Annotated in this window: 2 protein-coding genes; one reads left to right on the plus strand and one right to left on the minus strand. The window is 60.4% G+C overall.

Annotated elements, in window-relative coordinates; all coding sequences use genetic code 11:
• The first annotated feature begins 15 nt into the window (after nt 1-15).
• Nucleotides 16-2,448 (plus strand): TonB-dependent siderophore receptor, encoded by a 2,433-nt coding sequence (locus KVH01_RS23045; RefSeq protein ID WP_217883036.1) that lies wholly within the window; start codon nt 16-18, stop codon nt 2,446-2,448.
• Nucleotides 2,449-2,577: 129 nt separating this feature from the next.
• On the opposite strand, the gene KVH01_RS23050 is transcribed toward KVH01_RS23045, so the two are convergent.
• Complete coding sequence (locus tag KVH01_RS23050; RefSeq protein ID WP_217883037.1) at nt 2,578-13,065, minus strand: amino acid adenylation domain-containing protein; 10,488 nt, start codon at nt 13,063-13,065, stop codon at nt 2,578-2,580.
• Between the last annotated feature and the right edge of the window lie 2 nt (nt 13,066-13,067).

Genomic DNA, 13,067 nt, shown 5'->3' on the forward strand with positions numbered 1-13,067 from the left:
GAAGAGAAAGCATCCATGCCAGCACGACTCGGTCTCAGCCCCCTGAGCAAAGCGCTATCCATGCGCCGGGCCCTGAACATCAACCTCTTGCCGAGTGCCCTGGCGCTGGCTGTGTCGATGCCGATTGCAGGCTATGTGCAGGCCCAGGAGATCGAGTTGAATATTCCTGCGCAGTCGCTGGGGAGCGCACTGCAGGAATTTGGCCGCCAGACCAATGTGCAAGTGCTGTACAGCCCAGGCGATGTACAGGGCAAGAACAGCCGTGCTGTCAAAGGCAAGATGCAGCCGCAGCAGGCCATCGATGCGTTGCTGGCTGGCAGCCAGACCACCTATAGCCTCAATGGCAATACCTTGACCGTTGCCGCCGCCAGCAGCGGTGGCGGGCTGGAGTTGAGCCCCACACAAGTCACTGGCAACATGCTGGGTAATGTCACCGAGAATACGGGTTCCTATACGCCAGGCTCCATCGCAACCGCAACGCGCCTGGTGCTGACACCCAAGGAAACTCCACAATCGGTGACCGTCGTCACGCGCCAGCACATGGATGACTTTGGCCTTAACAATGTCGACGACGTGATGCGCCACACGCCGGGGATTACCGTTTCAGCCTTCGATACCGAGCGCAGCAACTACTACGCCCGTGGTTTCTCCATCAACAACTTCCAATATGACGGGATTCCTTCCACCGCGCGCAACGTTGCTTACTCGGCGGGGAACACGCTGAGCGACATGGCGATCTACGACCGTGTTGAAGTGCTCAAGGGCGCGACTGGCCTGCTGACCGGCGCAGGGTCATTGGGTGCGACCATCAACCTGGTACGCAAAAAACCGACCTCTGAATTCCAAGGTCATGCCACGCTGGGGGCAGGTTCCTGGGACAACTACCGCAGTGAATTGGATGTGAGTGGCCCGCTGACCGAGACCGGCAATGTCCGTGGCCGGGCGGTTGCCGCCTACCAGGACAAACATTCGTTCATGGACCGCTACGAGCGCAAAAGCCCGACTTACTATGGCATCATGGAGTTCGACCTGTCTCCCGACACCATGCTGACCGTCGGCGGTGATTACCAAGACAGCCTGCCGAAAGGCTCGTCGTGGTCGGGCAGCTTTCCGCTGATCGACGCCCAGGGTAATCGCAACAACGTCAAGCGTTCGTTCAACAACGCGGCCGACTGGAGCAGTTGGGAGCAATACACCCGCACCGTCTTCGCCATGCTGGAGCACGACCTGGGTGACGGCTGGATAACCAAGCTGCAACTGGATCACAAGATCAACGGTTACCACGCACTGATGGGCTCCATCCAGGGGGATACCCCGGGACTGGATGGTAAGTCACAGCTCACTTCGGGCAAATACACCGGTGAAACCGTCAGCGACTCCGCCGACCTGTATGTGAGCGGTCCGTTCAGTCTGGGCGGTCGGGAGCATGAACTGGTATTCGGCGGTTCCATCAGCGCTTCGGAATGGAATGGCAACGGTTACTGGAACCTCGCCCCCAACCTGGTGGACTTCAATAACTGGCACGGCAACGCCCCGCAGCCTGATTGGGGCAAACCACAATCGAAAATCGACGACACTGTCCGCCAGACCGGCATGTACATGACAACACGGCTGAACCTTGCTGACGACCTGAAGCTGCTGCTCGGTGGCCGGGTAGTCAACTACACGGTGACCGGTTACAACCCTACCTATCGCGAGTCAGGACGCTTCGTACCTTATGTCGGTGCGGTGTACGACCTGAATGACACCTACTCGGTTTACGCCAGCTACACCGATATTTTCATGCCCCAGGAAAGCTATAACCGCGACAGGGACAACAAGCTGCTTGAGCCGGACGAAGGCCAGAATTGGGAGTTGGGTGTAAAGGCCGACTTCCTGGATGGTCGTGTAAACGCCAGTGCGGCCTACTTCGAGATCCATGAAGACAACCGTTCCGTTTCGGACGATGACTACAACAACTTGAAACCTACCCCCTCGAACTACGCGTTCAAAGGCACCCAGGCCGTGACGAAGGGGTACGAGCTGGAGATGTCCGGCGAACTGGCTCCGGGCTGGCAGCTCCAGGCTGGCTATACGCACAAGATTGTGCGTGACGACAAAGACGTCAAGATTTCCACTTTCGAACCCGAAGACCAGGTCAGCCTGTACACCACTTACAAGCTCAAGGGTAATCTTGACAAGTTGACCGTTGGCGGTGGCGCTCGCTGGCAGAGCATTGGCTGGCAGAATATCTATAACTCTCCCCGTGGTGGCTACGAGGAGTTCTCTCAAGAAGCGTACTGGTTGGTGGACCTGATGACCCGTTATCAATTCACTAAAAACGTGTCGGCGACGCTGAACATCAACAACGTTTTCGACAAGTCCTATTACACCAACATCGGCTTCTACAATTCTGCCGCTTATGGTGAACCCCGTAACTTCATGCTCAGCACTCGCTGGGACTTCTAAAACATGAAATCAGACGCCCCGAGGCACTGGCTGCCCGGGGCGTTTTGTTTGTCCGAATACTATAGATAGCGCCATAAAAAAGCCCCCAGTCGCTCAAGGTGACTGGGGGCTTTTCATATTGGCCTCTGGTCAGCTCATCGCGGCGGCAAAGCTACGGACGAACTCTGCGTTATCGATTAATCGGTCATGGCTGGTCTCGATCAACACTGAGCGCTCGATCGTTGATTGCACTGCAACTTCCAGCATGCTCGCCTCAATCAATTGACGATGTACCCCAGTACGACTCAAGGTCGCCCACCAGCAACTTATCGGTGCCTTGATCGCCTTGAAGTCGGCATCGTGCAGGCGCTGCCCGAGAATGCGGTCAACCTCCCAGGAAATCTGCGCTTCGTGGCCACTGAGCAACTCATCCTTGAGCTCGCCAAAGCGCGAGCCCAGGGTTTTCTCGGCCCAGTGGCTGAATGCAGTCCATTGCTCGCGTTCTGCAGCCTCTAAGCATTGCAGCCCGGACCAATGGGCGCGAATTTGTTGGGAGAACTCAGGGAACATCACCTCCAACAGCTCCACACGCCGTTCATTGGCAGAAATATCTCTTTCGTCAACCATCACCGCCGTATCCCAAAACGGCTTGACCCACTGCGGCGGGGATGCGTCGATCCAGCCAACACACTCGACCTGTCGGCCCGCCTGCTCCAGGCCATAGGCGACTTCCATCGCCAGGTTGCCCCCCAGAGACCAACCTGCCAAACGAAACGGTCCTTCGGGCTGGGCCTTCAATAATTGCGCCGTGTAGTCCTCGACCATCGCAGCCCAGGCTGGCACCTCGCTGCCCTCCTCGGCCAAGGCGCGACACATCACCCCCATCACCGGCCTGTGCTCACGCAACGCGAGGGCAATCGCCTTGTAACAATGCACCGAGCCATAGCTGGGATGGAACAGGTACAACGGTGTTCCACAGCTTTGACTGTTGAGCCTTACGATCAACGAACTGCCAGCGCTTCCCTCAAGGCAAGCCGCCTGTCCTGCGACGCTCGGATTGAGCATCAGCTGACTCACCGACAGCTCCACGCCAACTGCTTTGCGGATGCGCTCCTTGAGCATCAGGACCAGCAAAGAATGCCCGCCCAACTCGAAGAAGTTATCTTCGACACTCACCTGCTCAAGCTCTAGGACTTCGCGCCAAATGGCTACAAGTGTTTGCTCCAGCGTATTGCGCGCTGCGACGAAGTGCCGTTCTTGCAAGTTTGAATCCGGCGCAGGCAAAGCCTTGCGATCCAGTTTGCCGTTGGGGCTCAGTGGCATATGGTCCAGCAGTACCCACTGCGCAGGCACCATGTAGCCCGGCACATGTGCCAATAAATGAGTGCTCAGTGCATCACGCCAGGCGAATGTCGAATCCTGCAGCACCAGATAGCCAACGAGATACTTGCCGTCATGCACTTGCACCGAGGCTTCGCGCACCAGTGGATGCTCCAGCAAGCGCGCCTCAATCTCACCCAGCTCTATGCGCAAACCGCGTAGTTTTACTTGATGATCCAGACGCCCGATGTATTCGATCACGCCATCCCTGCGCTGTCGCACCCGGTCTCCGGTACGATACAACCGCGTGCCAGGCTGGAACGGGCACGGTACAAACCGCTCTGCGGTCAGGCTGGGACGCCGATGGTAACTGCGTGCTAGCCCGACTCCCCCCACGTACAACTCGCCCGCAACGCCCACCGCGACTGGCTGCAACTGCGCATCCAGCACGTACGTGCGCAGATTGGAAATGGGTCTGCCAATCGGCACGCTGTCACGATGCTCATCGACGCACGTCCAGTGAGTCACATCAATCGCAGCCTCAGTCGGTCCATACAGGTTGAACAAGCCCGAATTCGGCAGCTCGGCGAATACGTGTTGCTGCACCCCCACAGGCAACGCTTCGCCACTACAGATGATGCGGCGCAACCCCTGACAGCTGGCCACCTGTGAATCCTGCAGGAATGCGTGCAGCATGGAAGGCACGAAATGCAGGGTGGTCACTTGGTGCCGATTGATCAACTCCACCAACTTCGATGGATCCCGATGATCTCCAGGGGCCGCTACCACCAGCCGTGCACCGGTCATCAAGGGCCAGAAAAACTCCCATACCGATACGTCAAAACTGAACGGTGTCTTTTGCAACACCGTATCTTCGGCGCCGAGCGTATAAGCCTGTTGCATCCATAGCAATCGATTGGTCAACGCACAGTGACGGTTACCCGCCCCTTTCGGCTGGCCGGTGGAACCGGAGGTGTAAATGACGTAAGCGAGATTTTCCACGTCCACGGCCACATCAGGATCGGTATCGGCATACTCGCTCAGCCAGTGATCGTCGGGCTCGACCACCAGACACTGCGAGGGCTCGCTGACCGGTAAGGCCTGTAACAGATGCGCCTGCGTCAGCAGCAGCTGTACGTTGCTGTCTTGCAGCATGTAGGCCAGGCGTTCGCGCGGGTAGTCCGGATCCAGCGGCACATAGGCGCCACCTGCCTTAAGCACAGCCAGAAGTGCTACCACCATTTCAATGGAGCGTTCCATTGCCACACCTACCAACACATCAGGCGCGACACCGGCCTGGATCAAGCGGTGCGCCAAGCGATTGGCTCGTGCATTCAACTGCGTATAACTAAGTGTCTGAGCACCAAACACCAATGCCTGGGCATTGGGTGCGCGCCGCACTTGCGCTTCGATCAGCCTCTGCACGTTGTCTTCCAAGCGATAATCCTGCGCCGTGTCGTTCCACTGTTCGACTATCACCTGATACTCAAGAGGTTCTAACAGCGGTAGCTGAGCGACACGTTGGTGAGGGTCACCCAACATGGACTGCAACAGGTTTTGCCAATGGCGCGCCATGCGATTGGGCGTGGCGGCGTCGAACAGGTCGGTGGCATAAGTCAGGGTTGCCCATAGCCCATCGACGGTTTCCTGTGTGTCCAGGCTCAAATCGAACTGCGCAGTTTGCGTGTCCCACTCCAAGCCTTCAATCCTCAGGTCGGATAGTTGCTGGCTCGTACTGGCTAGACGCGCTTGACTCTGATGATTGAAAAGCGCCTGAAACAACGGGTTGCGGCTCAAGCTGCGTTCAGGTTGCAGGGCTTCGACCAATTGCTCGAACGGCAGGTCCTGATGGCTTTGGGCGTCCAGCGCCCGGTGCTTGGCCTGCTGCAACAGCTGGGTGACCGTCAGATGCGCGTCGAAATCTCCCTTGAGCACCTGGGTGTTGACGAAAAAACCTACCAGGCGCTCGGTTTCGATCCGGTTACGATTCGCAATAGGTACACCGACGCGAATATCCTGCTGCCCGCTGTAGCGGTGCAGTAGAGCCTGGAACGACGCCAACAAAACAATGAACAGCGTGACATTCTCACGCTGCGCCAGGGCCTTGAGCCCCGCCACCAATGCCGGTGCAAGCTTGATCTCCAGGCTTGCACCACGAAAGCTCTGCACCGAAGGCCGCGGCCGATCAAGGGGTAGCTCCAACACTGACGGCTCACCGCCAAGCAGAGCCTGCCAGTAACCCATTTGCCGATCGCGTTCACCACCCGTCATCCAGTCACGCTGCCACTGGGCATAGTCAGCATATTGAATCGGCAATGCCGGCAGTTGCAGATCCTGGCCCTGGCTGTAGGCGGCATAAAGTTGCACCAACTCATCCACCATCACCTGCATTGACCAGCCATCGGAAACGATGTGGTGCTGCACGAGCACCAACACATGGTCGTCTTCGGCCAGGCGCAACAATGTTATGCGCAGCAACGGCCCTTGCTGCAGATCGAAAGGTTGTGCGATCTCGGTCTCTACCCGACGCTGCAGGTCCATCTCATTGACCTGCTCATGAAGGATGTCCACAGTGTCGTTGTCACGGATTACCTGGAAGGCCTGCCCTTCGTCCTGATACACCTGAGTTCGCAGGCTTTCATGACGGGCTACCAGACTGTCGAAACTGCGTTGCAAAGCCGCATGATCCAGCCAGCCACGCAAGCGCAAGGTGCTAGGTACATGGTAGGCCGCACTGTGCGGATCCAATTGCCAGAGAAACCACTGGCGCTCCTGGGCATAAGACAGCGCCAACGGCTGCTGACGGCTGACCGGCAGGATTTGCAGCACACTCGCCTGTGATTCATGGGAATTGCACAGGGTCTCGACAAAACCCTGCAGTCCCGGTTGCTCAAACATTGTTCTGAGGGGTAATTCCCGCCCCAACAGCTGACGCAGGCGCGAAATTACCTGCATTGCCAATAATGAATGCCCCCCCAATTCAAAAAAGTGATCGGCCAGACCGACACGCTCCACGCCCAGGATTTCGGCCCAGATGGCCGCCACCTGTTGCTCCAGCTCACTCTGAGGTGCCACATACACCTGCTGCATCTGGCTCGCATCCGGCAGCGGCAGGCCCTTGCGGTCGAGCTTGCCGTTAGGGGTCAGCGGCATGCGTTCGAGGAACATCAAGTGCGTCGGCACCATGTAGTCCGGCAAGCGGGATTTCAACGCGCGACGCAAGGTTTCGCGACCGTTTGATTGAGCGACTGCGTCGTCCAGAAGTGTTGAGTCCAGCGGTACGACATAGGCCACCAGTTGCTTGCCAGTGGGGCCCTCCTGAGCCACTACCACGGTTTCACCGACACTGGCCTGCTCGCGCAAACGCGCTTCGATTTCACCCAGTTCGATACGGAAACCACGGATCTTCACCTGATGGTCAACACGCCCCAGGTAGTCCACCACGCCATCCGGACGCCCACGGGTCAGGTCGCCGCTGCGGTACACACGGCTGCCGGGTTTGCCGAACGGGTCCGGCACGAAACGCTCGGCGGTCAGTGCCGGGCGCTCCAGGTAACCCCGGGCCACGCCCTCGCCGCCCAGGTACAACTCGCCTGCCACGCCGATGGGTTGCAGATTGAGTTGCGAATCCAGGACGTAACCGCTGCGGTTGCCGAGCAAGGTGCCGATGGGTGCGTAGACGGCGCCGCATGGGTCGCCCTTGCGCGCTTTCCACAGCAACGGCGTAACCACGGTTTCGGTAGGGCCGTAGCCGTTGAACAGGTACTTGGGTTTCAGCGCGCGCCAAGCCAGGTCATAGCTGGCTTGAGCGACAGCATCACCGCCGAAGCAATACACCCGCACCGCCGGTGGGTTGCCGTCACGCTCGGCATGTTCGGCCAACTGTTGCAGGTACACCGGCGGGAATACCGCCATGGTCACGTTATGGCGGTGCATCTGCTCATAGGTGTATTCGGGCAACCACAGGCTGTCATCACGGATCAACACGCTGGCGCCGTTGATCAACGGGTGCATCCAGCCTTCGTGGGAGCCGTCGAAGGCGAACGACATAAAGTGCAGTTCGCAATCGGCCGGCGAGGTTTCATAGCGCTCGCCGGTGGCGATAATGTGCGCCACCAACGGCCCGTGAGACACCGCCACGCCCTTGGGCAGGCCGGTGGAGCCGGAGGTGTAGATCACGTAGGCGAGGTTGTCGCCATCGAGTGCCACGTCCGGTGCCGTGTCGCTGTAGCCAGACCAGATGTGTACCTGATCCACCGCCAAGGCCTCCAGGCCCTCCTGGATCGGCAACCGGTGTTGCACCGCCGAGTGGGTCAGCAGCAACTTCGAGCGACTGTCCTGCATCATGTACAGCAGGCGATCACGCGGGTACTCGATATCCAGCGGCACATACACGCCGCCGGCTTTCATCACCGCCAGGAATGCCACCATGATTTCGGCACTGCGCGGCATGGCAATGGCCACGCGCACTTCCGGGCCGACGCCACGGGCAATCAGGGCATGAGCCAGACGGTTGGCCTGGTGGTCCAGTTCGGCGTAGCTCAGGGTTTGCGCGTCGAACTTCACCGCCACCGCCGTCGGGTTTTCCCGGGCGCGATCGGCAAACAATTCGTGCACCCAGCGCTCGGCCGAGAAGCCGGAATCCGTGCGGTTCCAGAGTTGCAGGATCTGTCGTTGTTCGGCCGCGTCCAGCAAGCTCAACTGACTGAGCTGCTGCCGTGGGTTGGCAACCATCCCCTGCAGCAGGTTCTGCCAGTGACGCGCCATGCGTTGCACGGTGCCGGCTTCGAACAGGTCCTGGGCATAACCCAGGGTGGCCCATATGCCTTCGGTGGACTCCTGGATATCCAGGTCCAGATCGAAGTGCGCGGTCTTGCTTTCCCACTCCAGCCCTTCTACCCGCAACATCGGCAGTTGGTGCTGGACCTGGGCTTGGCCGATGTCGGTCTGATGGTTGAACATCACCTGGAACAACGGGTTGTGGCTCAGGCTGCGTTCGGGTTGCAGGGCTTCTACCAGCTGTTCGAACGGCAAATCCTGATGGGCCTGGGCCTCCAGCGCGCGCTGCCGGGTGTGCTGCAACAACTGCTCGACACTCATCTGCCCATGCACATCCGCCTTGAGCACCTGGGTGTTGACGAAGAAGCCGATCAGGCGCTCGGTCTCGCTGCGGTTGCGGTTGGCAATCGGCACACCGACGCGTATTTCTTCCTGGCCGCTGTAGCGATGTAACAGGGTCTGGAACGATGCCAGCAGCAACATGAACAGGGTCACGCCCTGTTGCTGGGCCAGGGCCTTGAGACCCAGGGTCAGTTCGGGCGCCAGCTCGAAGGCCAGGCGCGCACCACGGTGGCTTTGCACTGCCGGGCGCTGGTGGTCGAGCGGCAGCTCCAGCACGCTCTGCTCACCACCCAACAGCTCACGCCAGTACGCCAGCTGACGTTGCTTCTCGCCAGCGTCCATCCAGTTACGCTGCCATACGGCATAGTCCGCGTACTGGATCGGCAGCACCGGCAAGTGCACGTCCTGGCCTTGGCTGTAACCTGCATACAACTGCACCAGTTCCTCGACCACTAACTGCATCGACCAGCCGTCGGAGATGATGTGATGCTGCACCAGCACCAGTACATGCTCGTCGGCGGCCAGGCGCAGCAACGTTACGCGCAGCAACGGGCCTTCTTGCAAGTCGAACGGCTGGGCAATCAACGCTTCCACCCGGGCCTGGAGCTGGGCCTCATCGACATCGGCCCGGATGATGGGTAAGGACACCCGCGGCTCAATTACTTGCACAGCACCGTCGTGTTCCTGGCGGATATGGGTGCGCAGGCTTTCATGGCGCGCCAGCAAGCTATCGAAACTGCGTTGCAGTGCAGCCAGGTCCAACTGCCCTTTCAAGCGTAATGCGCTGGGGATGTGATACGCCGCGCTGTGGGGCTCCAGTTGCCACAGAAACCATTGGCGCTCCTGGGCATAAGACAGCGGCAAGGGCTGCTCGCGGCCCGCCGGCAGCAGAGGTGGCGCCGTCGGCATCGGGCTGTCCTGGGCCTGCAAGGCGGCGACAAATGCCTCCAGGCGTGGGTGTTCGAACACAGCCTTGAGCGGCACTTCCAGGCTCAGGGTCTGGCGAATCCGCGATACCACCTGCATGGCCAGCAGCGAATGCCCGCCCAATTCGAAGAAGTGTTGGTTCAGGCCCACGCGCTCGGTGCCCAGAATATCCGCCCAGATCGCTGCCACCTGTTGTTGCAGCGGTGTGACCGGCGCCAGCCAGTCCTGCTGTGCTGCGCTGGCAGTGGGCTTGGGCAGCGCCTGGCGGTCCAGCTTGCCGTTGGGGTTCAAAGGCATGCGGTCGAGGAAGATCAGATGCGCTGGCACCATGTAGTCCGGCAGGTGTTTGCGCAGGGTGGCCAACAGCTGTTCGCCAGTCTCGGCACGCTCGGTTTCCGATAGCGTCTGCGCAGGCACCAGGTAGGCCAGCAGTTGGTTGTCGGCGGCCAGCAACAGGGCTTCACGCACGCTGTCCTGGGCCAGCAGTACGGTTTCGATCTCACCCAGTTCAATGCGAAAACCGCGGATCTTGACCTGGTGATCGACCCGCCCGACATACTCCACCACGCCATCGGCGCGATAACGCGCCAAGTCGCCGGTGCGATACAGGCGCTCGCCTGCTGTGCCGAATGGATCAGCAACAAAGCGTTCGGCAGTCAGGCCCGGCCGCTGCAAATAAGCGCGGGCCAAGCCGCTGGCGCTGGCGATATAGAGTTCGCCGACGGCGCCCAGCGGCAGCAGGTTCAAGTCGCGGTCCAGCACATACAAGCCACGCCCTGGCAGCGCCCGGCCAATCGGGCTGGCACCGGCGGCGCTGACGGCGCTCGCGTCAGTGCAGTCCAGCACACTCGAGACCACAGTGGCCTCGGTAGGCCCGTAGGTGTTGAGCAAGCGCACATGGCCAAGCCCGGCGCGCTGCCACAGGAGTGGGCCATCCAACGGCATGGCTTCGCCGCCGATATGGATTTGACGCAGGTCGCCATAAGACCTCGAACCTGCTGCCAGGCAATCTTGCAGGAACAGCTTCCAGTAGGCCGTGGGCAAGTCGGCCAGGGTAATGCCCTGGGCGATGATCTGCCGGTACAGCTCGTCACCGTCCCACAGTTGCGGGCCACGCAGCACCACGGTGGCACCGAGGGTCAGCGCCGGATACAGCTGCTCGACGAAACCGTCGAAGTTCAGGGTTGCGAACTGCAACACCCGGTCTTGCTCAACCAGCTGTGAGTAGTCCGCCGCAATACCAACGAACTCACTCAATGCGCCATGGCTGATGGCAACCCCTTTGGGCTTGCCGGTGGAGCCGGAAGTGTAGATCACATAGGCCAGGCCCTGGGGCTCGACATCAGCCGATAGATTGTCCTCGGCACACAGCGACAATTGCGTGTGGGCCAGGTCGATATCCACGGCCTGCAAATGGGCCGGTAGCGGCAGACGCCCGCGCAGGTGGGACTGGGTCAGCACCAGGCCCACGCGGCTGTCCTCAAGCATATGCACCAGGCGTTCGCGCGGGTACTCAGGGTCCAGCGGCACATAGGCCGCCCCCGTCTTGAGCACCGCCAGCAAGCTGACCACCATGGCAAAGGAGCGCTCCACGGCGATCCCCACCAACCCTTGCGGGCCTACGCCCTGGGCTAGCAGGTAATGGGCCAGGCGGTTGGCCTGACGGTTCAGTTCGCCATAGCTGAGGGCCTGGTCATCCAGGGCCAGGGCTTGGCGTTCCGGCTGCCGGTCAGCCTGAGCTTCGAACAGCCGGTGCACGGCGTGCAGGGTAGCGGCGCAAGCCGGGGCATTCCAATCCTGGAGCATCACCTGTTGCTCCACGGCGCCCAGCATCGGCAGCTCGCAGAGACAGCTGCGCGGTGCGCTGACCACCGCCTGTAACAGGTGCTGCCAGTGCTGCGCCAAGCGCTCGATGGTGGCGGCGTCGAGCAAGTCAGTGGCGTAAGTCAGCGCGGCCCAGAGCCCTTCGGCGGATTCATGGGTGTCCAGGCTCAGGTCGAAATGGGTGGTCTGGCTGTCCCAATTCAGCTCTACCACGCGCAGGCCCGGCAATTGCTGGCCTTCGCGGCCGCCCTGGGCGTCGGTCTGGTGGTTGAACATCACCTGGAACAGCGGGTTGTGGCTCAAGCTGCGTTCGGGCTGCAACGCCACCACCAGTTGCTCGAACGGCAGGTCCTGGTGCGCCTGGGCCTCCAGCGCGCGGCGCTTGGTCTGTTGCAGCAGTTGGGCAAAGCTCATCTGCCCGTCGAGGTCAGCCTTGAGCACCTGGGTATTGACGAAGAAGCCGATCAGTCGCTCGGTTTCGACGCGGTTACGGTTGGCATTTGGCACGCCAATGCGAATATCCGATTGCCCGCTGTAGCGATACAACAAGACTTGGAACGACGCCAGCAACAGCATGAACACCGTCACGCCCTCTTGCTGCGCCAGACGCTTGAGGCCGGCCACCAGCGCCGGTTGCAGATGCACCTGCAAGCTTGCCCCGCGATGGCTTTGTTGCGCCGGGCGCGGACGGTCGAGTGGCAGTTCCAGCACCGGCTGCTCGCCGCCCAGCAGGGCCTGCCAATACGCCAGCTGGCGCGCCTGCTCTCCGGCTTCCATCCACCCGCGCTGCCACAGGGCATAGTCGGCGTACTGGATCGGCAGCTCAGGCAGTTGCAAATCATGGCCCTGACTGTGAGCGGCATAGAACTGCACCAACTCTTCGACCATCACCTGCATCGACCAACCGTCGGAGACGATGTGGTGCTGCACCATCACCAGCACATGTTCATCATCGGCCAGTTGCAACAGGCTGACGCGCAACAGCGGCGCCTGGTGCAAATCGAACGGTCGTGCGACCTCGGCTTCCACCCGCGCCATCAACTGCGTCTCGTCGATGCGCGCCTGCTCGATCTGCACATGAGCCCGGGGCTTTACTGCCTGCCATAAGCGTTCGCCGTCCTCGACCAATTGCGTGCGCAAGCTTTCATGCCGGGCCAGCAGGCTGTCGAAACTGCGCTGCAACGCCGCCAGATCCAGGCGGCCGTGCAGGCGCAGGGCACCGGGGATGTGGTAAGCGGTGCTGTCCTTGTCCAGTTGCCAGAGAAACCACTGGCGTTCCTGGGCGTAGGACAGCGTCGGGGTGTCGCTGTCGTGACGGGTGGGGGCAATCGGCAGTTGAGCGAAACTCATGCCCCGGCTTTGCAGACGCTGGTAAAACTGCTGGCGCTGCTCCAGAGGCAAGCGAAGAAAGCGCGACACCAAGTCGATATTAGGGTTGGAAAGCATGG

Origin of the sequence: Pseudomonas khavaziana (assembly GCF_019145205.1) — a bacterium.
GTDB classification, from domain to species: Bacteria; Pseudomonadota; Gammaproteobacteria; order Pseudomonadales; family Pseudomonadaceae; genus Aquipseudomonas; species Aquipseudomonas khavaziana.

Bases quoted from the DNA above. Each gene is read 5' to 3' on its own strand.
- KVH01_RS23045 (WP_217883036.1), top strand. From the start codon at position 16: ATGCCAGCACGACTCGGTCTCAGCCCCCTGAGCAAAGCGCTATCCATG.
- KVH01_RS23050 (WP_217883037.1), bottom strand. From the start codon at position 13,065: ATGCTTTCCAACCCTAATATCGACTTGGTGTCGCGCTTTCTTCGCTTG.